18 protein-coding genes and 1 riboswitch are annotated in these 23,151 nt (G+C 35.2%); of the genes, 12 read left to right on the forward strand and 6 right to left on the reverse strand.

Annotated elements, in window-relative coordinates:
• Positions 1-90: 90 nt before the first annotated feature.
• From GR162_RS02440 to GR162_RS02475, 8 genes are all read left to right on the forward strand, one after another.
• On the forward strand, positions 91-1,143 hold the full coding sequence (locus GR162_RS02440; RefSeq protein ID WP_066032887.1) for an NAD(P)/FAD-dependent oxidoreductase: 1,053 nt from the start codon (positions 91-93) through the stop codon (positions 1,141-1,143).
• A gap of 368 nt (positions 1,144-1,511) precedes the next feature.
• Positions 1,512-1,627: riboswitch (SAM riboswitch) on the forward strand.
• Positions 1,628-1,959: 332 nt separating this feature from the next.
• On the forward strand, positions 1,960-2,964 hold the full coding sequence (locus GR162_RS02445; RefSeq protein WP_160780852.1) for a homocysteine S-methyltransferase family protein: 1,005 nt from the start codon (positions 1,960-1,962) through the stop codon (positions 2,962-2,964).
• A 5-nt stretch (positions 2,965-2,969) separates the two neighbouring features.
• Positions 2,970-3,398: a hypothetical protein gene (locus tag GR162_RS02450; RefSeq protein WP_160780853.1), complete on the forward strand. Its 429-nt coding sequence runs from the start codon at positions 2,970-2,972 to the stop codon at positions 3,396-3,398.
• 250 nt (positions 3,399-3,648) lie between these two features.
• On the forward strand, positions 3,649-6,324 hold the full coding sequence (metH, locus tag GR162_RS02455) for a methionine synthase (RefSeq protein WP_160780854.1): 2,676 nt from the start codon (positions 3,649-3,651) through the stop codon (positions 6,322-6,324).
• Between the two features lie 169 nt (positions 6,325-6,493).
• On the forward strand, positions 6,494-7,450 hold the full coding sequence (metF, locus tag GR162_RS02460; protein WP_160780855.1) for a methylenetetrahydrofolate reductase [NAD(P)H]: 957 nt from the start codon (positions 6,494-6,496) through the stop codon (positions 7,448-7,450).
• Positions 7,451-7,582: 132 nt separating this feature from the next.
• The gene (locus GR162_RS02465; RefSeq protein ID WP_160780856.1) at positions 7,583-8,236 is read left to right on the forward strand and encodes a class I SAM-dependent methyltransferase; all 654 of its coding nucleotides are present in this window, start codon (positions 7,583-7,585) and stop codon (positions 8,234-8,236) included.
• A gap of 188 nt (positions 8,237-8,424) precedes the next feature.
• Positions 8,425-9,648 carry a dicarboxylate/amino acid:cation symporter gene (locus GR162_RS02470; protein WP_160780857.1) on the forward strand — a complete coding sequence of 408 codons (1,224 nt, stop codon included), beginning with the start codon at positions 8,425-8,427 and terminating at the stop codon, positions 9,646-9,648.
• A gap of 79 nt (positions 9,649-9,727) precedes the next feature.
• Positions 9,728-11,128 (forward strand): pyridoxal-dependent decarboxylase, encoded by a 1,401-nt coding sequence (locus GR162_RS02475; protein ID WP_160780858.1) that lies wholly within the window; start codon positions 9,728-9,730, stop codon positions 11,126-11,128.
• A 333-nt stretch (positions 11,129-11,461) separates the two neighbouring features.
• Here the strand turns inward: GR162_RS02475 and gldA are convergent, their stop codons facing one another.
• Positions 11,462-12,358 carry a gliding motility-associated ABC transporter ATP-binding subunit GldA gene (gene gldA, locus GR162_RS02480; protein WP_160780859.1) on the reverse strand — a complete coding sequence of 299 codons (897 nt, stop codon included), beginning with the start codon at positions 12,356-12,358 and terminating at the stop codon, positions 11,462-11,464.
• Positions 12,359-12,505: 147 nt separating this feature from the next.
• On the opposite strand from gldA, the gene GR162_RS02485 reads away from it, so the two are divergent.
• Entirely contained in the window at positions 12,506-13,084 is a 579-nt protein-coding gene (locus tag GR162_RS02485; RefSeq protein ID WP_160780860.1) for an outer membrane beta-barrel protein, read from the forward strand.
• A gap of 96 nt (positions 13,085-13,180) precedes the next feature.
• Here the strand turns inward: GR162_RS02485 and GR162_RS02490 are convergent, their stop codons facing one another.
• Together GR162_RS02490 and metE are read right to left on the reverse strand one after the other, a co-directional pair.
• The gene (locus GR162_RS02490) at positions 13,181-14,155 is read right to left on the reverse strand and encodes a polyprenyl synthetase family protein (RefSeq protein WP_160780861.1); all 975 of its coding nucleotides are present in this window, start codon (positions 14,153-14,155) and stop codon (positions 13,181-13,183) included.
• A 237-nt stretch (positions 14,156-14,392) separates the two neighbouring features.
• A complete protein-coding gene (gene metE / locus GR162_RS02495; protein WP_160780862.1) occupies positions 14,393-16,714 on the reverse strand; it encodes a 5-methyltetrahydropteroyltriglutamate--homocysteine S-methyltransferase in 2,322 nt (773 codons plus the stop codon).
• 157 nt (positions 16,715-16,871) lie between these two features.
• On the opposite strand from metE, the gene GR162_RS02500 reads away from it, so the two are divergent.
• Complete coding sequence (locus GR162_RS02500; RefSeq protein ID WP_012023598.1) at positions 16,872-17,333, forward strand: Lrp/AsnC family transcriptional regulator; 462 nt, start codon at positions 16,872-16,874, stop codon at positions 17,331-17,333.
• Positions 17,334-17,583: 250 nt separating this feature from the next.
• Positions 17,584-18,930, forward strand: a complete 1,347-nt coding sequence (locus GR162_RS02505) for a deoxyguanosinetriphosphate triphosphohydrolase (RefSeq protein WP_160780863.1) — start codon at positions 17,584-17,586, stop codon at positions 18,928-18,930.
• 76 nt (positions 18,931-19,006) lie between these two features.
• On the opposite strand, the gene GR162_RS02510 is transcribed toward GR162_RS02505, so the two are convergent.
• The 3 genes from GR162_RS02510 to GR162_RS02520 are packed head-to-tail and all read right to left on the reverse strand — an operon-like array spanning position 19,007 to position 22,517.
• Positions 19,007-20,008, reverse strand: a complete 1,002-nt coding sequence (locus GR162_RS02510; protein WP_160780864.1) for a DUF3078 domain-containing protein — start codon at positions 20,006-20,008, stop codon at positions 19,007-19,009.
• A 32-nt stretch (positions 20,009-20,040) separates the two neighbouring features.
• A complete protein-coding gene (locus GR162_RS02515; protein WP_160780865.1) occupies positions 20,041-21,828 on the reverse strand; it encodes a 1-deoxy-D-xylulose-5-phosphate synthase in 1,788 nt (595 codons plus the stop codon).
• 53 nt (positions 21,829-21,881) lie between these two features.
• Positions 21,882-22,517: a hypothetical protein gene (locus GR162_RS02520; RefSeq protein WP_160780866.1), complete on the reverse strand. Its 636-nt coding sequence runs from the start codon at positions 22,515-22,517 to the stop codon at positions 21,882-21,884.
• Between the two features lie 60 nt (positions 22,518-22,577).
• On the opposite strand from GR162_RS02520, the gene GR162_RS02525 reads away from it, so the two are divergent.
• A complete protein-coding gene (locus GR162_RS02525) occupies positions 22,578-23,021 on the forward strand; it encodes a nucleoside deaminase (protein ID WP_119789230.1) in 444 nt (147 codons plus the stop codon).
• Positions 23,022-23,151 lie beyond the last annotated feature (130 nt).

Below are 23,151 nucleotides of genomic sequence, written 5' to 3' on the forward strand. Positions count from 1 at the left end.
TCGGAAAGAAATTAATGATAAAAATCATTGAAAGTACAAGGATTTATTCGTTTCTTTGCGTTATTAAGAATGATTATAAACAACAACATAATGATTAAAACAGATATACTTATAATTGGAGCAGGACCAACAGGTTTATTTGCCGTTTTTGAGGCAGGATTGTTAAAATTAAAATGCCACATTTTAGATGCGCTTCCACAAGCAGGAGGGCAACTATCAGAGTTATATCCAAAAAAGCCAATTTATGATATTCCTGGATTCCCAGAAGTTTTAGCAGGAGACTTAATCGACGGATTAATGGAGCAAATCAAACAATTTGAGCCAGGCTTTACTTTAGGAGAACGAGCAGAAACAATCGACAAGCAAGAAGACGGAACGTTCATTGTAACATCAAACAAAGGAACTAAATTCCATGCGCCAGTTATCGCAATCGCTGGAGGTCTAGGAAGCTTCGAGCCTCGTAAGCCACTTATCGAAGATATCGAGTTTTATGAAGATAAAGGAGTAAAATACTTCATCAAAAATCCTGAGAAATTCAGAGATAAAAGAGTTGTAATTGCAGGAGGAGGAGATTCAGCATTAGATTGGAGTATCTTCTTAGCAAACGTAGCTTCAGAAGTAACTTTGATCCACAGAAGAAACGAATTTAGAGGCGCTTTAGATTCTGTAGAAAAAGTACAGGAATTAAAATCAGCTGGAAAAATCAAATTAATTACTCCGGCAGAAGTAGTTGGAATCAACGGTGCAGAGCACGTAGAATCTTTGGATATCGAAGAAAACGGAGCACACCGTAAAATCGAAACGGATTATTTTATTCCACTTTTCGGATTAACGCCAAAATTAGGTCCAATCGGAGACTGGGGATTAGAAATCGAGAAAAATGCTATCAAAGTAAACAATGCACTAGATTACCAAACTAATATTCCTGGAATCTTCGCCATTGGAGACGTAAACACATATCCAGGAAAATTAAAGTTAATCCTTTGTGGATTCCACGAAGCAACATTAATGTGCCAGGCCGCTTACCAAATCATCAACCCAGGTAAAAAATACGTATTGAAATATACAACAGTATCAGGAGTAGACGGTTTTGACGGAACTCGTAAAGAGGCGCCTAAAGCAGTTGTTAAAGCGATTGTCTAAGTTGCTGAGATGCTAAGTTTCTAAGCTAGTAAGATTTTATATAGAAAGCCTAAACTTTTAAAAGTTTGGGCTTTTTTATTGACCATGAAGAATCCCAGAGGGATGGAAATATTGGTAGAAAAGAAATCATTCGTTTGTAAAAAGAGCTCCATCGGAGCGAGATATATCTCGCTCCGATGGAGCTTTTGTTTGTCGGGTTATTGTTTTTCTATAAATATTATGCTCCGCTGTAGCCAGATTGTTGGTGGTGGATTCCAAAAAGAAAAAGCTTAGAACCTTAGCGACTTAGTCCCTCAGAACCTCAGAAAAAAAACATTTGCAAATCGAATTGCCATTTCATACCTTTGCACTGTTCTTAAAATTATTGTTAGTTATCACGAAAGGCGGAGGGACAGACCCAATGAAACCTTAGCAACCCTTTATCATAAAGAAGGTGCTAAATTCTACTTTTTACTAATTTTCCAGTATTAAAGATAGATAACACAAATACATACAGTATTTCTCAAAACTTTTCCAGACAACATACAAATAATTTACTGAAAGCAATTTTGGTAAGGAGCGAATCATTGGCGCATTTTTGCAGTCAATAGTTCCCGCTTTTCGTTGCAATCTTTTGATTTTTTAAAGAAAAAAATCAAAAGGATTTCCACTTCAATCGGGGCTAATTAGCCAGCAATAGTGCACTTTTGGAATTAATGTAAAAAAAATATCGAAGGTTAAACCCGACAGGTTTTAAAACCTGTCGGGTTTAAATAGAGCTTTCAAAATTAAAAATAAAAAAAGCTTGGCGCCTTAGCGTCTTTGCGGCAAAACAACATGGCAATAACAATTCAAGAAGCAATAAAAAAAAATATCCTAATCCTTGACGGAGCAATGGGAACAATGTTGCAGCGTTATAACTTCTCAGAAGAAGACTTCAGAGGAGAGCGTTTCAAAGATTTCCCGCATCCATTAAAAGGAAACAACGATTTACTATCCCTTACACAACCACAAGCAATCCGCGATGTACATGCCGCTTATTTTGAAGCTGGTGCTGACATCGTAGAAACCAATACCTTCTCAGGAACGACAATCGGTATGGCCGATTATCACATGGAAGATTTGGTTTACGAGTTAAACTACGAATCGGCAAAACTTGCACGCGAGGTTGCCGATGAGTTTACCGCAAAAAATCCACAAAAACCACGTTTCGTAGCCGGTTCAATCGGACCAACAAACCGTACAGCAAGTATGTCACCAGATGTAAACGATCCAGGTTACAGAGCCGTAACGTTTGACGATTTACGAATCGCGTACAAACAACAAGCAGAAGCTTTAATGGATGGTGGCTGTGATTTACTTTTAGTAGAAACAATCTTTGATACTTTAAATGCAAAAGCAGCACTTTTTGCAATTGAAGAAGTAAAAGAAGAACGCAATCTGGATATTCCAATAATGGTTTCGGGAACGATTACAGATGCTTCAGGAAGAACACTTTCTGGACAAACTGTTGAAGCGTTTTTGATTTCAGTTTCGCATATTCCGTTATTAAGTGTGGGATTCAATTGCGCCCTTGGAGCCGATTTGCTGAAACCGTATTTGAAAACATTAGCACATAATACAACCTTTAATGTTTCGGCACATCCAAACGCAGGATTGCCAAACGCATTCGGACAGTACGATGAAACACCAGAACAAACTCAAGCATTCATTAAAGAATATTTAGAGGATAATTTAATCAATATCATAGGAGGTTGTTGCGGAACAACTCCAGATCATATTCGATTAATGGCTGAGGTTGCAAAGGATTATAAGCCTAGAGTTGCGCCGGTAGTAGTGTAAAAAGAATGAAAGGAACTAACATTAATACAAATTTGACAGGGCCAGTTATACTTTTTGCAATAGTATTTTTATTGTTTTTTCTTTCGCATAAAGATGCTGATGAATATAATAAATACGAAAAGACGTTTAAAGGTGAAACGATTGGACTTGCAACTAGAATTGAGCATAAAGGGAAAAGAGACTATTTAAGATATTATTTTTATGTAAATAAAAAAATCTTGTCTGAGATTTATAGTAAAGATGATAATCATGTAAATAAGTTTTTTAAAGTAAAATATGACTTAAATAATCCCGAAAAAGGAAACTATATTATTTTGGAAGAGGAATTAAAACCTGATTCACTTGCATTAGTTAGAGCGGGTTTTACTAAGACAAAATACTATATGTATGATGATGTAAAAGCTGAATATTTGGGAAAATGGAAGTGGAAATGAATTTGGAAATCATAAATCGTTTTATGAAACCGAGTTTGCGTGAGGGATAGAAGTGAAAAGCCCGCAGACCAATGCAGTGAAACGGAATTGGTCGAGGACTTGTAACGGATAACCTGGCCGAAGGACACGCCCAAATTAAAATATTGAAAATGCATATACCTACAAGGTTTTTAAAAACCTTGCAGGAAAGAAAATAGAATAAAAAAACTCAGAATCTAAGCATCTTAGAATCTCAGTAACTTAAAAAGAAATGACAGAAAAAAGAAGAGACCTTGTATTATCAGGATTAGAGCCGTTGATTATTACGCCCGAAAGTGTTTTCGTGAATGTTGGTGAGCGTACGAATGTAACAGGTTCAAGAAAATTCCTTCGCTTAATCAAGGAAGAGAAATATGACGAGGCACTTGATATTGCAAGACAGCAGGTAGAAGGAGGAGCACAAATCATCGATATTAATATGGATGAAGGAATGCTTGACGGTGTTACGGCAATGACTAAATTTTTGAATTTAATTGCTGCAGAACCAGATATTTCGAGAGTGCCGATTATGATCGACAGTTCGAAATGGGAAATCATTGAAGCGGGTCTAAAAGTAGTACAAGGAAAAAGCGTTGTAAACTCGATTTCGTTAAAAGAAGGAGAAGAAGCCTTTATTCACCACGCTAAATTGATCAAACGTTACGGTGCCGCTGCAATTGTAATGGCTTTCGACGAAGTAGGTCAAGCCGATAATTATGATCGTAGAGTGGAGATTTGTCAGCGTTCGTATGATATTTTGGTAAACAAAGTAGATTTTCCTCCGCAGGATATTATTTTCGATTTAAATATTTTCCCAGTTGCAACGGGAATGGAAGAGCATAGATTGAACGCATTGGATTTCTTTAGAGGAACAAAATGGGTTCGTGAGAATCTTCCGCACGCACATATCAGCGGTGGAGTAAGTAACGTTTCGTTCTCTTTTAGAGGAAACGATACCGTTCGTGAAGCGATGCACTCGGTATTTTTATACCACGCAATCAAAAACGGAATGACGATGGGAATCGTGAACCCTGAAATGTTGACGATTTATGATGATATTCCGAAAGACTTATTAGAATACGTTGAAGACGTAATTTTAGATAGACGAGACGATGCAACCGAAAGACTTTTGGATTTTGCCGAAAGTGTAAAAGGCGAAGCAAAAAGCGACGAAAAAACGGTTCAGGAATGGCGTTTTGGAACTGTTCAGGAGCGTATTACACATTCATTGGTAAAAGGAATTGATGCTTTTATTGAAGAAGATGTAGAAGAAGCACGTTTGGCAGCCACAAAACCAATCGAAGTTATCGAGATCAACTTAATGGCTGGAATGAATGTGGTTGGAGATTTATTCGGAAGCGGAAAAATGTTCTTGCCACAGGTAGTAAAATCGGCTCGTGTAATGAAAAAAGCGGTGGCTTATTTATTGCCTTTTATTGAAGCCAGCAAGCAAGCCGGAGACAAACAAGGAAATGGAAAAATCTTGATGGCGACTGTAAAAGGTGACGTTCATGATATTGGAAAAAACATCGTTTCGGTAGTTTTGGCTTGTAACAATTATGAGATTGTAGATCTTGGTGTTATGGTTCCTCCAGAGAAAATTATTTCGGCTGCAATCGAACATAATGTAGATATCATTGGATTAAGCGGACTGATCACGCCTTCGCTTGACGAAATGGTTTATTTGGCCAAAGAATTAGACAAACAAGATATTAAAATCCCGATTATGATTGGTGGAGCAACGACTTCGCGCGCGCATACAGCCGTGAAAATTGCGCCACAATACAGAGAAACCGTAATTCACGTAAACGATGCTTCGAGAGCCGTTACTGTTGCTGGAAATCTGTTAGATCATAATAGAAAAATATATGCAGCAGATATTCGTGCAGAATACGATTCGTTTAGAGAAACGTTTTTAAATCGTTCGAGAGATAAAAATTTCTTAACGATCGAAGATGCTCGTAAGAACAAAATGCAATTGGATTGGTCTGAATATACTCCGACTAAACCAAAAGTAATTGGCGCACAAACTATCGAAGTTGAATTGGATGTTTTGGTTCCGTATATTGACTGGACACCATTTTTCCAGACTTGGGAATTGTACGGAAAATATCCAGCGATTTTGACTGATGAGGTTGTGGGTAAAGAAGCGACTTCTGTTTTTAACGATGCACAGGCAATGCTGAAAGTAATTTTAGCAGAGAGAAAACTAAAAGCAAAAGGTATTTACGGAATTTTCCCTGCGAATCAGGTAAATGACGACGATATCGAATTGCGTGATGAAAACGGAAAAGTTCTAGAGAAATTCTTAACGCTTCGTCAGCAATCACAAAAAACGAAAGGCGCACCAAATATTGCTTTAGCTGATTTTATTCTGCCAAAAGAAAGCGGAATCGAAGATTACATGGGAGCTTTCTGTGTAACAACTGGTTTTGGTGTAGATGAGTGGGCTGCCGAATACGAAAAGAATTTAGACGATTATAATTCGATTATGGTGAAAGCGCTTGCCGATCGTTTTGCTGAAGCTTTCGCCGAATATCTTCACGAAAGAGTGCGTAAAGATTTCTGGGGTTATGACAGCGAAGAATCTTTAACCAACGAAGAATTAATTAAGGAGAATTATAAAGGAATTCGTCCTGCTCCGGGTTATCCTGCTTGTCCGGATCACTTGGAAAAGCCAACAATCTGGAAGCTTTTAGATGTTGAAAAACAGATTGGAGTGAAACTAACAGAAAGTATGGCAATGTGGCCAGCTTCATCGGTTTCAGGATATTATTTTGGAAATCCGAAAAGCCGCTATTTCGGACTCGGAAAAATAAAAGAAGATCAGGTTACAGATTACGCCAAACGCCGAAATGTACCACTGGATTACGCAATGAAATGGTTAAACCCTAATATCGCAGATTAACAAAAGTTATTTTAGTTTCAAGTTTCAGGTTTCAAGTTCTCCAAAGCAACTTGAAGCTTTAAACCTGAAACTTTGAAACAAACAAAAATGATTGATTTACGTTTTTTGATTCAGATTTTTTACACAATTCAAACTCAAAATTCATAACTCATAACTCATAACTTTAAGAATGAAAGTAACAGAACATATAGAAAAGGCAAAAGGAAAAACATTATTCTCATTTGAAATTATTCCGCCTCAAAAAGGGAAGAGTATTCAGGAATTATACGATAATATTGATCCCTTAATGGAGTTTAATCCGCCGTTTATTGATGTAACAACTTCTCGTGAAGAGTACATTTACATTGATCGCGGTAACGGACTTTTGGACAAAAAACTGACTCGTATGCGTCCGGGAACGCTTGGAATTTGCGCTTCTATAAAACATAAATACAATGTTGACACTGTTCCGCATTTGCTTTGCGGAGGTTTTACCAAAGAAGAAACCGAATATATGCTGGTTGACTGTCATTATTTAGGAATCAACAACGTAATGGCACTTCGAGGCGACGCCATGAAAGATGAGCAATCTTTTGTGCCAAAAGCTGGCGGAAATCATTACGCAATTGATTTGGTTAAACAAATTAAAGATCTAAACTGCGGAAAATATCTTCATGAAGTAATCGATGCCGACAACAAAGCTGATTTCTGTATTGGAGTTGCAGGTTATCCAGAAAAGCACTTGGAATCTCCTTCTTTACAATCAGATTTAAAAAGATTAAAAGAAAAGGTAGATGCTGGAGCTGATTATGTAGTAACGCAGATGTTTTTTGATAACTCAAAATATTTTGCTTTCGTAGAAAAAGCAAGAGAAATGGGCATCACAATTCCGATTATACCTGGAATTAAACCAATCGCTGTTCAAAGACATTTACAAGTTTTACCTCAGATTTTTAGAATTGATTTGCCAGAAGATTTAATCGATGCAGTAGACAAATGCAAAAATAACGCTGAAATCAAACAAGTCGGAATCGAGTGGGCGATTCAGCAGTCATTAGAATTAAAAGCTGCTGGAGTTCCGTTTTTGCATTATTATTCAATGGGTAAATCGGAGAATATCCGCCAGATTGCAAGTCAGGTTTTTTAATTGCACACGCATAGAACTTTGTCAAAGTTTAAAACTTTGACAAAGTTGTTGAGGTCTAGTTGTCGTTCCTCGCAATGACCAACAGGCTTGGAATTTTGTATTTTTAAATTTTGGAATTTAACTTTTGCAGTCATGAAACAAGAAGAATTACAAGCCATAGCCTCTCAATTGAAACATCCATCGGGAGAAAAAGGAATTGAAATGGCCAATATGATGAACGAAACGAACATCAATATGACCAAACATTCCATCCAAAATCTAAATATTTCAAATGAAAATAGAATTTTGGAATTAGGTCATGGAAACGCAGGCCACGTAGAATTTCTGTTTGAACAAGCCGAAAAACTAAAATATTACGGACTGGAAATGTCGGAACTGATGTTTAAGGAAGCACGCCAGATCAATCGAAATTTTGTTTCTCAAAAACAGGCTTTTTTTTCAACTTATGACGGAAATACGATTCCATTTGAAGATGGATTATTCGATAAAATTTTCACTGTAAATACGATTTATTTTTGGCAAAAGCCTGAAGAATTGCTTTCAGAAATTTATAGAGTTTTAAAATCGAACGGTACTTTCTGTTTGACTTTTGCCGAAGAAGATTTCATGAAAACACTGCCTTTTACTCAATTCGAATTTGAATTATACAGCACTCAAAAAGCACACGAATTAGTTAAAAAATCAGATTTTAAAATCGTTTATACTGAAACACAGACCGAAAAAGTAAAAAGCAAAACCGGCGAATTGGTCGATAGAGCTTTTACTACTCTTGTTTTGGAGAAATAAATGAAATTTTTAAACACATAGAAACATAGATTTTTTTAATTTTAACTGAGAAGAATTAAAAGAAAAACAAATTTTTCACACATAGTCATGTCTGTTTAAACAAATGAAATCCCTTTATGTACAAAGAGAACTATGTTTCTATGTTTTTAAAAATATAAAGCTTGCTGAATTCTAATCCTTTTATCATTATGGAAGTTAAGAAAATCAATTTTTTGCAGAGTTACAGCAGTATTTTATGGCTTCTTGGCGGAATCATAATCGGGAGTATTTTTGGGTTAGTATTTGGAGAAGATGTTTTGATTATAAAACCGCTTGGCGATATATTCCTGAATTTACTTTTCACAGCCATTATTCCGCTTATCTTTTTCACGATTGGTTCTTCTGTCGCTAATCTGGAACGGACAGAAAAGCTTGGAAAACTGTTTGTCATAATGGTACTAGTCTTTCTGGCGACTATTTTGATTTCAGCAATTGTGATGATTTGCGCGGTTTATCTTTTTCCAATTCACGAAGATATAGCAATTGCTAAAGTTCCGTTTGAAGAAGTTGCGTCAGGATCAGCAGGAGATCAGATTGCCAAATTGATTACGGCCAATGATTTCTTCGAATTATTGTCTCGAAAAAGTATGCTGGCCCTTATTATTTTTTCGTTTTTAGTCGGTTTTGCCACATTACAATCAGGAGAAAAAGGAAATGCTTTCAAAAGTTTTCTAGATTCAGGAAACGAGGTAATGAAACAGCTTTTGAACATCATCATGAAATTGGCGCCTATTGGTTTAGGAGCTTATTTTGCTTATCAAGTTGGTGTTTTCGGACCACAATTGTTGGGAGTTTATGCAAAACCTATGGCAGTTTATTATGCAGCTTGTGTCTTCTATTTCTTTGTGTTTTTCAGTTTATATGCACTTGTTGCTGGCGGAAAAAGAGCTTTTAAAGTTTTTTGGAGCAATAATATAATGCCTTCTTTAACAGCAGTAGGAACTTGCAGTAGTATTGCAACGATTCCAGCCAATTTAGCTGCAGCAGAAAAAATGGGAATTCCAGCACATGTTAGAAACTTAGTGATTCCGCTTGGAGCGCCTTTGCATAAAGACGGCTCGAGCATGTCATCCATCTTAAAAATAACCTTTTTGTTTGCCATGTTTGGTAAAGATTTTTCAGACCCTATGACGATTCTTTTGGCACTCGGAATTACAGTTATCGTTTCGATTGTCGAAGGAGGAATCCCGAACGGAGGTTATATTGGTGAAATTTTAGCGATAACAGTTTATGGTTTTCCTATGGAGCAAGCACTTCCGGTCGCTATGATTCTAGGAACTTTGGTAGATCCAATTGCTACTTTATTAAATGCTAACGGAGATGTAATCTGCTCGATGATGGTTTCTAGATTCTCCGAAAAGACAAAGTGGTAGCAGTTCCTTAAAACACTCAAATTTTTATTAATCTTTCTCATCCGCGCAATCTGCGCGACATAACTAATACAACAAACTTATGAATTCAAAATTACAGCATGATCTCAATAATTTTGAGAATATCTTAGAAAAAACAAAACAGCAAGGAATTGATTTTCTGAATAATATTGAAAATATTCCAACATCCAATACCTATTCAATCGATCCTAAAACCGAGCTAAACGAATTAGGTTTAGGATCTATCGAAGCTTTAAAGGAATTTAATGAGAGACTGGCTCCATTGATGGTTTCTTCGTCTGGGCCAAGATATTGGGGATTTGTAACAGGAGGTTCAACACCAGCTTCTATTGTAGGTGACTGGTTGGCTTCTGTTTACGATCAAAATACGCAGTCGGTAACATCCCAAGGCGGGAATTCAGCCTTAATAGAATTTGAAACTATTAATTTATTATTGCAATTATTAGAACTTCCAGATACATTTTTAGGCGGATTCGTTACAGGCGCGACCATGTCAAACTTTACTTCGCTTGGTGTTGCCAGACAATGGTTTGGGAAACAGTCTGGAAAAGATTTTGCTAAAAACGGAATTTCAGAACGAATTAATATCCTAACGGCAACCCCACATTCTTCTTCTATAAAATGTTTGTCACTTTTAGGAATTGGAAGCCAGAATTATACAGTTGTAAAAACAATCGAAGGAAACCGTGAGGCTTTGGATATTGCCGATTTAGAAGAAAAAATAACAGCTTTAAACGGAAAACCTTTTATCCTGATTTCAAGTGCAGGAACTGTAAATACGGCTGATTTTGATGATTTTGAAGCCATTGCAGTTCTAAAAGGAAAATACAATTTCTGGTGGCATATTGATGGCGCTTTTGGCGGATTTGCTGCTGTTTCGGAAAAATGCAAACATTATGTAAAAGGTTGGGAAGGAGCAGACAGTATTACTATTGATTGTCATAAATGGCTGAATGTTCCATATGAAAGTGCCTTTTATTTAATCAAAAAAGAACATATTAATCTTCAGATTGAAACTTTCCAAAATTCAAATGCACCTTATTTAGGAAATGCATTGGAGAACTTTAATTATCTAAATGTACTTCCTGAAAATTCACGCCGTTTGCGTGCTCTTCCCGTGTGGTTTTCGCTTAAGGCTTACGGAAAAGAAGGGTTCAGAGATATTATTGAAGATAGTACAGCATTGGCTTTACATTTTGGAAATGCTTTGATAGAAAATGATTTTGAACTTTTAGCGCCAATTCGTCTTAATAATGTCTGTTTTACTTTAAAAGGAGAACACAATCAGGAAAAAGTAAGCCAATTTTTATCTGCTTTGAATGATAGAGGAAAAGTGTTTATGACGCCTACAGTTTATCAAAACAAAAAGGGTATTCGCGCTTCTTTTGTAAATTGGAGAACTACAGAAGATGATGTGAAACTTGTAATTGAGGAAATGCGAGAAGTGCTTTCAGAATTATAATCCTTATAAAGGTAGAAGAGCCTGTTTGAAGGAACAGGCTCTTGACTAACACAAAAAAAAACAAAAAACAAGGTATTTAAAGAACGAAATTTATATGCGGTATGTAAATGTAATTGTTGCTATAGAAGAATTATGCATGACTTATAGTGGCATTTAAAATTTGATTTGCCAAATATAATATTATTTATAACAAGTCTAAATAAAAATAATAATTATTTTTTTTGAAAAACCTATATTTTTCTGATTTGTAGAAAAAAACAATAAAAAAAGCGGTTTGTTTTATAAAAAACAAACCGCTTTTCTAACTGAAAACCGTGACCTGCGACTGAAAACTTACTTAGTAATTTCTCTAAAAACAGCTTCCAGATTTTTATTTTTCTGATTCAATTGTAATGTTTTTAAACCATTTTCGTTGGCAAAATCAAAAATAGCAGGACGCATATCTTTGTCTGTAATAAAAGTCAGCTCCCATGTCATGTCATGAGTATTTATATACGAAGAAATATTTTCTAGTTTAGCCAAAAGTTGTTCTTCAACTTTGTAATCAAACTCTACTTCAATAACTTGCTCTTTGTCGGCAGTTACCAAATGGTCTAATTTATTGTCTGCAACAATTTGTCCTTTGTCAATAATTATGACACGATCGCAAATTGCTTCGACTTCCTGCATAATGTGTGTGGATAAAAAAACTGTTTTATTTTTCCCCGCATTTTTAATCACATTACGAATTTCCATTAACTGATTAGGATCCAGCCCGGTAGTTGGTTCGTCCAAAATTAAAACTTCTGGATCATGAAGCAAAGCATTTGCTAATCCAACACGTTGGCGGTATCCTTTTGAGAGCTGTCCAATCTTTTTATGGCTTTCTGGTGTCAGTCCTGTCAGTTGAATTACTTCTTCTATTCTTGATTTTGGCACGTTATATACATCGGCGTTAAATGCCAAATACTCACGAACATACAAATCCAAATACAACGGATTATGTTCTGGTAAATACCCAATTGAGCGTTGCACCTCTTTTGCGTTTGTCATGACATCGTGACCATTTACAAGGGCTGAACCGCTATCGGCAAGTAAATAAGTGGTCAAAATTTTCATTAAGGTAGATTTTCCAGCTCCGTTTGGACCAAGAAATCCTACGATCTCTCCTTTCTCAATTTTAAAAGAAATTTCATTTAAAGCTTTTTGCTCTCCGTAACTTTTTGATATGCTGTTTACTTCTATCGACATGACTTTTTATTTGCTACAAAAGTAAACAGAAATAGTCTCGATTGCTAAAATTTTATCTTTTAAAGTAATCATAAAAAAATTGAACTGCCCAGTATTCACGGCATCGTTATTGTTAAGGGAAACATAAATTTTAAAATAAAAGCCCAAATGAAAAAAATGTTAGTGGTAGCTGCTTTAGCTATCTGCAGTTTTGCAAACGCACAAAAAGGAACAGTATTAGTAGGTGGTAACATCTCTTATTCTTCTGAAACAAGAGATTTCGGTAACGCTGAAAGAAAATCAAACGAATTTGCTTTTTCTCCAAAAGTAGGTTACCAATTCCACGAAAACTGGACAGTTGGAGGTGAGTTTACAGTTGCTTCTTCAAAAGATGATCAAGGTCTGAATGAATACAAAACAAACAGTTCTAAGTTTGGTGCATTTGTGCGTTACACAATGCCATTAAGCCAAACTTTCTCAGTATTCGCAGATTTAGGAGCTGGTTTCCAAAATCAAACTGAAAAAGATTACATTGGATCAGACTACACAAAATATAAAGCTGATGGAATGTATATTGGTGTAACTCCAGCTCTTTTCATTAATATGAAAAATGGTTTTGGTCTTAACTTCAGCATTGGTGGTTTAGGATACGAAACATTAAATTATGATAACAACGGTCCAGATGTAAGCAAGTTTAATTTCAACTTTGGTAAAACAGCAAGCATTGGAATTTCTAAAAACTTCTAATCTTTAGTTTTTATATTCAATTTCAGAAAGCGCTCCAAATGGGGCGTTTTTTTATGAGAAATTTTTCTGTTGCGAAAAGTGATTTGGGATTAAAAATTAAACTCGTCTTCCTATTAAACTCTCGGCAAAATCTCTTAATAGTTTTTTATTATCCTCTTCTATATTGATTTTGTCTAAAATTTTAGAAGCTTTATTAGTGTACTTTTTGATTGATTCTTGTGTTGCTTTTGCCACTCCAGATTTCAGAAACAAATCAGTTATGGTTTTAATTTTATTGGTGTTGTCTTCCAGGCGAACAGCGTACAAATCTTTTAATAATTCTTTTTCGCTTTCACTTGTAATTTCAAGAGCTTTAAAATATAAATAGGTTTTTTTATTCGAAATGATATCGCCTCCTAGTCGTCTTCCAAAAGTAAGAGTGTCGCCAAAAAGATCCAAATAATCATCTTGCAGCTGAAATGCTAAGCCTATATTAAGTCCAAATTCATAAATTAAATCGCAGTTTTCTTGTGATGTTTGAGCAATTAGGGCACCAATTTTCATTGATGTCGCTATAAGGGCTCCCGTTTTGTACTCAATCATTTTTAGATATTCTGAAACGGTAACATTTTGACGGGTCTCAAAATCAACATCCCAAATTTGTCCTTCGCATACTTCCAATCCCATTTTATTGACTGCTTTAATTAAATCCTTGCAAAGATTTGGTTCATAATTTTGCAGATAGTCATAAGTTAGAATAATCATTGCATCTCCAGCAAGAATAGCAATGTTAGTATTCCATCTTTTGTGCACGGTAGCTTTTCCTCTTCTAATAGGATCTTCGTCTATAATATCGTCATGAATTAATGAGGAATTATGAAAAACTTCAATTGCCAAAGCAGCAGGCAGTGCCAATTTATAATCTGCTCCAAAAATTTCTGTAGTTAGAAGAGTAAGCGTTGGTCGTAATCGTTTTCCTCCCAAAGCCATCATATACGATATAGGATCGTATAGATTTTTAGGTTCTTTATCTATAATTTGGGTTTTTAAATAACTAATAAAAAAATCTGTGTATTGAGCTATTGAATACATAAAATTAAAATTATTAATTGTAAATAGCTAAAATACAGAATTTTACATCTGTTTTTTTTAAGGCAGAAGAAAAGTTTTATGAATTAACACAAAGCGTGTCAAAAAAAGGAAACAACTTAATGTTTGAAAAGCTGTTAATTGCCTAAAAAGAAATGCCAACAGAATGAAGCCGAACCGAATCATAACTAATATTCGGCCTCATTTGCTGGCATAAAAACAAAAACTATTTAAAAAGAATTAAGTCACAGGATTTTCTACAGCTGTTCGCATTTCTTGAGCTGCGGCAACCATTTCAATCAGCGCTTTTTTGGTTTCGTCCCAATGACGGGTTTTTAAACCGCAATCTGGGTTAACCCAAAGCTGATCTACTGGAATTACGTTTGAAGCTTTTTCTAACAAACGAACCATTTCTTTACTTGACGGAACACGAGGAGAATGAATATCATAAACTCCAGGGCCAATTTCGTTTGGATATTTAAAGTCTGCAAAAGCATCTAGAAGTTCCATTTGCGAGCGCGAACATTCAATAGTAATAACATCGGCGTCCATGTCGGCAATGTTTTGAATGATATCATTGAATTCGCTATAACACATGTGCGTATGAATCTGAGTGTCATCGTTTACTCCGCTTGCAGAAATTCTGAATGCACGAACTGCCCAATCTAAATATTTTGCCCATTCTTCTTTTCTTAACGGAAGACCTTCGCGAATTGCCGGTTCATCAATTTGAATGATTTTGATTCCAGCTTTTTCTAAATCAACTACTTCGTCACGAATAGCCAAAGCGATTTGAGTACAAGTTTCAGAACGAGGCTGATCGTTTCGTACAAACGACCATTGCAGAATTGTTACAGGTCCAGTAAGCATTCCTTTTACCCATTTTGGAGTTAAAGATTGTGCGTACTGCGACCATTTTACTGTCATTGGATTTGGACGAGAAACGTCTCCGTAAATAACAGGCGGTTTCACGCAACGGCTTCCGTAGCTCTGAACCCAACCGTTTTTTGTAAAAGTAAATCCTGCCAATTGTTCGCCGAAATATTCCACCATATCGTTGCGCTCAAACTCGCCATGAACTAATACATCGATTCCTGTTTCTTCTTGAAAACGAATCGTAGCTTCGGTTTCTTTTTCGATTAAATCGTTGTATTCTTCCGTCGTTAATTCTCCTTTTTTGAATTTTGCTCTCCAGCTTCTCACTTCTGCTGTTTGAGGAAAAGATCCAATTGTGGTTGTTGGAAATAATGGCAGTTTTAAAGCTTCAATTTGGCTTTTTCTTCTTGATGCAAAAGCACTTTTACGTTTATCGTCTGAAGCTGTAATTCCGGCTACACGCGCTTTTACTTCGTTATTATGAATTAATTTCGAAGTTTTACGATTCTCGTTTGCCAAAACATTTTCTTTGTAATCAGCAGAGTTTTCCGCGTTTACTTCATTAGAAGCAAATTGTTTTAAAAGTACAATTTCGCTGATTTTCTGTTTAGCAAAAGCCAGCCATTGTTTGATTTCAGGAGTTAGCGTTTGATCGTTTGTCTCTAAATCCAAATCGCACGGACTGTGAATTAATGAGCAAGAAGGCGCAATCAAAACTCGATCAGCTCCTAAAGCATCAGTGGCTTTTTTGATTAATTCTAAAGATTTTTTAAAATCGTTTTTCCAGATGTTTCTTCCGTCAACAACTCCAAGAGAAAGATTTACATTTGATGCTAATTTTCCTGATTCTAAAATGTCATCTAATTGAAGCGGACAGCGAACTAAATCCAAATGGAAAGTGTCAACAGGAAGCGCTAAAGCTGTTTCTAGATTTTCTCCAAAACAGTCAAAATAGTTTGCTAAAACAATTTTAAGCTTTGGGAATCTTTTGTTGATTTCGTTGTACACTTTCGTGAAAACGCTTCTTTCTTTGTCTGTTAGGTTTAAAGCTAAGAAAGGTTCGTCAAGCTGAATATATTCAGCATTTTCGGCTTGCAGTTTTTCTAAAATTTCAAAATAAACAGGCAATAAAGCATCAATAAGATCAATTCTATTAAAACCTTCTTCTTTTTCTTTTCCTAATAATAAATAAGAAACAGGCCCAATTAAAACAGGTTTTGTAGTAATTCCAGCGTCTTTTGCTTCTTTAAATTCATTGATTATTTTTTCAGAAAACAATTCAAACTTTTGATTCTTTGTGAATTCAGGAACAATGTAATGATAGTTCGTGTCGAACCATTTTGTCATTTCCATCGCCACAACATCTTGTCCGTCTTTTTGAGAACCTCTTGCCATTGCAAAATACAAATCTAGAGATGAATTGCTTTTTGCCAATTCGTGATAACGCGCTGGAATTGCTCCAAGCGTTAGAGTTAAATCTAAAACTTGATCATAAAAAGAAAAATCATTAGAAGGAATTAAATCAACTCCTGCTTCGGCTTGTAATTTCCAGTTTTTAAGACGGATTTCTTTTCCGGCATCTATAAGTTCTTCTGCCGAAATTTTTCCCGCCCAATACAATTCGCTGGCTTTTTTCAGTTCTCTGTTGCTGCCAATTCTTGGGTAACCTAAGTTGTTTGTTTTCATTTTTGATTCAGTATTTTTTACTGAACAAATTTACGTTCTTGGTTTTTATAACTTATATTTGAGGTTTATTTCAGTAAAATGTGTTTTTAAAATAGATTTTTAAAGATTTAATTACTTTTAAAATGGTTAAAATGAACTTCTAGCCGTAAAAAAAACTATGGAAAATTTAGATAAAACCGATTTGTTGATCCTTAAATACCTTCAAGAAGACTGCAATATCAATACAAAAGATCTGGCAAGTAAATTATTCTTGACAGTTACTCCCGTTTATGAAAGAATTAAAAGACTAGAAAGAGACGGTTATATTACCAAATATGTTGCGCTTTTAGATAAGAAGAAAATGAATCGCGGAATGACTGTTTTTTGTAATGTCCGTTTAAAAGAGCACGCTAAAAATGTCGGAAGCAACTTTGTGAAAGATATTGTGGCGCTTCCAGAAATTATAGAATGTTATAACATTGCTGGCGATTACGATTTTATGCTCAAGATTTTGGTGCAAGATATGGCTAGTTATCAAGATTTTGTAATGAATAAACTGTCGACCATAGAAAACATAGGAAATACGAACAGTATTTTTGTAATGGGGGAAATTAAGCATAGTACTGCTTTAGAGTTTTAATTTTTCTTTGCCACAGATCTAATAGATTAAAGTGATTTTTTTAGAGTGGTGTTGAGATTTTTGCCACAAATTTCACTAATTCTCGCAAATCATTGTGCTTAAAATAATTCGTGGTAATTCGTGAAATTCGTGGCGAATAAAACTTAATCAGCTGTCTGTTTTTATCCTAAAATAAAACGTATTTTTGACGTTTAGATGATTAATCTAAAATCATCAATCTAAAATCTAAAATTCAACAATCTAAAATCAAATGAACTGGGAACAACTTTTATCATTAAAACGTCAGGGAGATACAAGCAAAAGATTACGTGTAGAACAAGATGATACTCGTTTAGGATTTGAGGTAGATTATGACCGAATTATATTTTCTTCTGCTTTTAGAAGTTTACAAGATAAAACACAAGTTATTCCGCTTTCTAAAACCGATTTCGTGCATACGCGTTTAACGCATAGTTTGGAAGTTTCTGTTGTAGGACGTTCGCTTGGACGTTTGGTAGGGAAAAAAATTATTGAAAAGTATCCTTATCTGAAAGAAGTTCATGGTTACCATATGAATGATTTTGGAGCTATAGTTGCTGCAGCGTCATTGGCGCATGATATTGGGAATCCGCCTTTTGGACATTCTGGTGAAAAGGCAATTGGCGAATATTTTTCTATTGGAAACGGTCAGAAATATAGAAGCCAGCTTACCGATAAACAATGGCAGGATTTGATTGATTTTGAAGGAAATGCCAACGGATTTTCTGTATTAACTGCAAGCCGCCCAGGAATTGAAGGCGGACTTCGTATTTCCTATGCAACCTTAGGCGCTTTTATGAAATATCCAAAAGAAAGTCTTCCAAAAAAACCGACCAATAACATTGCCGATAAAAAATATGGATTCTTTCAGTCGGATAAATTGTTCTTTGAAGAAGTAGCCAAAGACATGGGAATGATTGCCAATAAATCTGGTGAAGATATTGGTTTTGAAAGACATCCATTGGCATATTTGGTCGAAGCAGCAGATGATATCTGTTACACAATTATCGATTTTGAGGACGGAATCAATTTAGGTTTGGTTTCTGAAGATTTTGCCCTAGAATATTTGATTAATCTGGTAAAAGACAATATCGGAGTTTCTAAATACAAATCTTTAACCACAAAAGAAGATCGCATTAGCTATTTAAGAGCTTTGGCAATTGGAACGTTAATTAATGATGCGGTAAATGTTTTTGTAGAAAATGAAGAAGCAATTTTGGCTGGAAACTTCCCGTATGCTTTAACCGACAAAAGCAAATACAAAGCCCAGATGAATGATATTATCAAACTTAGCGTTGATAAAATCTATCAAAGCCGTGAAGTGATTGAGAAAGAAATTGTGGGTTATCAAATTATTCAAACATTATTGGATAAATTTATTACAGCATTCAATAATAAGTATGAAGGGACAGCTTCAAACTATGATAAGCTGATTTTGAAAATGCTGCCAGAGAAACATCATTTGGAGAAAAGTAATCTATACGAACGTTTATTGCATATCTGTCATTATGTTTCACTCCTTACAGATGGAAATGCACTTGAATTATATGAAACTATTCAGGGACAGAAAAAGCGTTAGACACATTCGTACGCAATAAAAAAATGCCTCTTTTATGAAATTTGAAAGAGGCATTTTTTATAATTCTTATTTTTATTTATTTGAAAGCGTAAACCAAGCCAACTCCCAAAACTTGTCTTAGCTGCATTCTTGGTCCATCATTTACCTGAGTCGTTGCACCTGTAGTTGGGTCAACCACATCTTTTTTGGTTTTAATATCGTCGTCATAAATTAAATGAACACCTATGTTTGCTTTGACATATGCGTTAACAACAAGGTCTAAACGTGTGTCATAATCAATATCGACATTTCCGAATTTGTTCAAATAGTCGGTATATAAACTTAATCTGTTTTCGTAAAAAACGTTTTTATAGATTTCGTTTTTCATATAACCTGTAAAAAGTATACCAAATTCGGCTTTTACTTTTTGACCTTCTTCAATTAATATCTGTTGAGTAGGATCTAGAGGGTCTGGCGCATAAACCGCTTTTTTAACCCCGAAAGAACCTTGATTGGCAAGATATTGATCAAGTACTAAAGTAGTTTTTAATGTAATAGGAGAGAAATAAAACACTCTGTTTTTTTCTTTGTTTGAATTCTCTGCTCCGGCTCCCAGAAAGATATAAGCTGGTGCAAAAGGTTTAGAGATCGCGACATCTCGGTTTGGATAATTGTAACCGTCTGTAAATTGTGTGTTGAAGTTTAATTTAGAAGAGTAATACCAGTTTGAAGCCGTATCTTTTCTAAAACCGTAAGTTGAGTTGAACTGAAAAGCATCGTCTGTTTTTCTTAACTCAATTCCGTCTTGTTTATTTAAACCATATTTTACGATAAGTTCGTTTACCCATTTATGATTTTTCTTTGTGTAAGTTCTATTAAATTCACCTTTAAATAAGCCTGAAATAGAACTTGTTCCCCCGGCACTCCAGTTGACAAAAGCAATTTCGGAAATGTCAAACCCTAATTGATTTTTTTTGCTCCAGTTGGACGGCGGTTTAGGTGCTTGATTTGGGCTTAAAGTAGTTTGTATAATCTGGGCAAAGTTATTAGAAGTACACAAAAGCAATAATAGCAAAAGGGTAGAACGCAATAATTTCATTTAGGTAATTTTTTTTTGGTTTCGCAAAATAATTATTTTGAACCGTTAGAAAAAAGATTTATTAAACTTTTAACGTCAATTTTACACAATTCTTGCAGTTGATTTACGGTTCCATGCTCGATAAATTCGTCTGGGACACCCAAAACTTCAATAGAATTTTTGAAATTATTTGATGCTGCGAACTCTAAAACTGAACTTCCAAAACCACCATTTTTAACTCCTTCTTCGATGGTAATTATGTTTTGGAAAGTTTTAAATATTGTGTTTAAGGTATTGATGTCTAATGGTTTAATGAAGCTAAAGTTATAGTGGGCGATTTCGTTAGAATTGGTAGATTCTTTTAAAGCCTCTATAACATTATTTCCAATTGTTCCGGCCGATAGCACAGCAACTTTCGTACCATCTTTCAAGCATTTTGCTTCGTTCCAATTTATTTTTTCATAATGTCCGAAATTTTCTACTTCCCAATTTGGCAGTACTCCGCGACCTCTTGGATATCGAATTGCTATTGGATGATCTATTCCTAATTGAACCGTATATAAAATGTTTTGAAGTTCAATTTCGTTCAGCGGAGCATAGATTACCATATTCGGAATCGAGCGCAGATAAGCAATATCAAAAACGCCATGATGCGTTGCGCCATCTTCACCGACCAGTCCTGCACGGTCTAGGCAGAAAATAACTGGCAGGTTTTGCAAGGCAACATCATGAATGACCTGATCGTAGGCGCGCTGTAAAAAAGTCGAATAAATATTGCAATACACAATCATACCCTGAGTGGCCATTCCTGCGGCAAGCGTTACAGCGTGTTGCTCGGCAATGCCTACATCAAAAGCACGTTCTGGGAATTCGTCCATCATAAATTTTAATGAACTTCCAGATGGCATTGCAGGTGTGATTCCGATTATTTTTTCATTTTTTCTGGCTAAATCTAAAATAGTCAAGCCAAAAACATCTTGAAATTTAGGCGGAAGATTTTCTTCAGATTTTACATGGATTTCTCCAGTCGAAGCATCAAATTTTCCAGGCGCATGATATTTAACCTGATTTTCTTCTGCCTGCTGCAATCCTTTTCCTTTCGTAGTAACAATATGAAGAAATTTGGGACCTTTTATCTTTTTAAGGCGATTTAATTCTTTGATTAATTTCGGAAGATCGTGACCATCAATTGGACCAGAATAATCAAAATTCAAAGATTTAATAATGTTATTTTGGCGCGGATTTTTCCCGTTTTTTACTGAAGTAAGATATTTTTTCAAAGCGCCAACGCTCGGATCAATTCCGATGGCGTTATCGTTTAGAATCACCAAAATATTGGCATCTGTAACTCCGGCGTGATTTAAACCTTCAAAAGCCATTCCGCTGGCGATAGAAGCATCACCGATTACTGCAATATGTTCTTTGTCCAAATCTCCTTTTAATTTTGAAGCAATTGCCATTCCGAGCGCTGCTGAAATGGAAGTGGAAGAATGTCCAACACCAAAAGTATCGTAAACACTTTCACTTCTTTTTGGAAAACCCGACACTCCACCAATCTGTCTATTAGTATGAAAAATTTCCCTTCTTTCAGTCAGGATTTTATGTCCGTAAGCTTGATGTCCAACATCCCAAACCAATAAATCATCTGGAGTATTAAAAACATAATGCAAAGCAATTGTAAGTTCTACAACGCCCAAACTTGCGCCCAAATGGCCCTCTTTTACAGAAACAATATCAATAATAAACTGACGAAGTTCTTGGGCAACTTGGCTAAGCTGCTCTTCTTTTAAAAGACGTAAATCGGCTGGATTGTATATGTTTGAAAGTAAATCGCTTTTCATTGTAAGGTAAAAAGCAAATTTACGGTTTTAAATTTAATTTCTTTGCTCCGTACTTATTTCAATACAATAGGAACAGAATATTGCATTCTGACTTTTTTTCCATTTGATTCTCCCGGCTGCCATTTCGGGCATAAACTTAAAACTCTGATGATTTCTTTTTGTAGTGGTTCTTCAACTGCTGGCGAACATTCAAGAAAAGATACCGAACCGTTTTTTTCTACTGCAAAGGCAAGGGTAAAATTGAGTTTCCAATAATTTACATCTTCTGGTTTTTTATATTCTTTCATAAAAAAGTTATGAAATTGTTCTATTCCGCCAGGGAACTCAGCATTTGTATTTGAAAGAGGTTTTAGAGATGAGTTTGAATCCTCTTTTTTTGCTTTATCAGGTTCAGAAGATTTGTTTTGGGTAGATTCTCCAGATACTGTTGTTATAGGTTTTTCTGATTTAATTTGTTCAACTTTTAGAGAAGACGTCTGTGTTTGTTCTAATTTTTTTTTATTTATAGTCTCATCTAAAGAATCTGATTTTGTCGCTGAAGTATCTGAAACAATTTCAATATTCTTGTTTTCTTGTTTTTTATCTTCTTTGTTTTGGCAACCGAAAAAAAGTACAATTATAACCGCAGACAACATTGGCAAAATCAATTTGCAGTTTGTCTGAAGAGTTATATTATGTTTTCTTTCCATATTCTATTATCGCGATTTAAAAGTAATAAAAATAAGTTCTAAAATCCTATTTTTGCACTTATGGAAAATCCTTTTACAGACGAATATTTCATGAAAAAAGCTTTACAGGAAGCAGAAGCAGCTTTTGAAAAAGGCGAAATTCCTGTTGGAGCTGTTATAGTTGTAGCCGATAAAGTTATTGCTAGGAGTCATAATTTGACCGAATTGTTAAATGATGTTACGGCTCATGCCGAAATGCAATCTATCACTGCAGCAGCCAATTTTCTTGGCGGAAAATATTTAAAAGACTGTACGCTTTATGTAACTCTCGAGCCTTGCCAAATGTGCGCTGGAGCTTTATACTGGAGCCAGATTTCTAAAATTGTCTTTGGGGCACGTGATGAACAACGCGGATTTCTAAATATGGGAACCAAACTGCATCCTAAAACTACAGTAGTTTCAGGTGTTATGGCAAATGAAGCTGCTGATTTAATGAAACGTTTTTTTCTGGAAAGACGTAAATAACCTTTTAAGCATCTCTACAATGGTCTGTATGCTTCAACAAAAGTTAAATATTTTTGTTTCGGAATTTTCTTCTTAAATAAATCAAAAAATAATTTACTTTTATCTTGATTTAATTTGTAGTTTTCTGTTA

The sequence above is a fragment of the Flavobacterium sp. HBTb2-11-1 genome, assembly GCF_009826975.1.
Lineage (GTDB): Bacteria > Bacteroidota > Bacteroidia > Flavobacteriales > Flavobacteriaceae > Flavobacterium.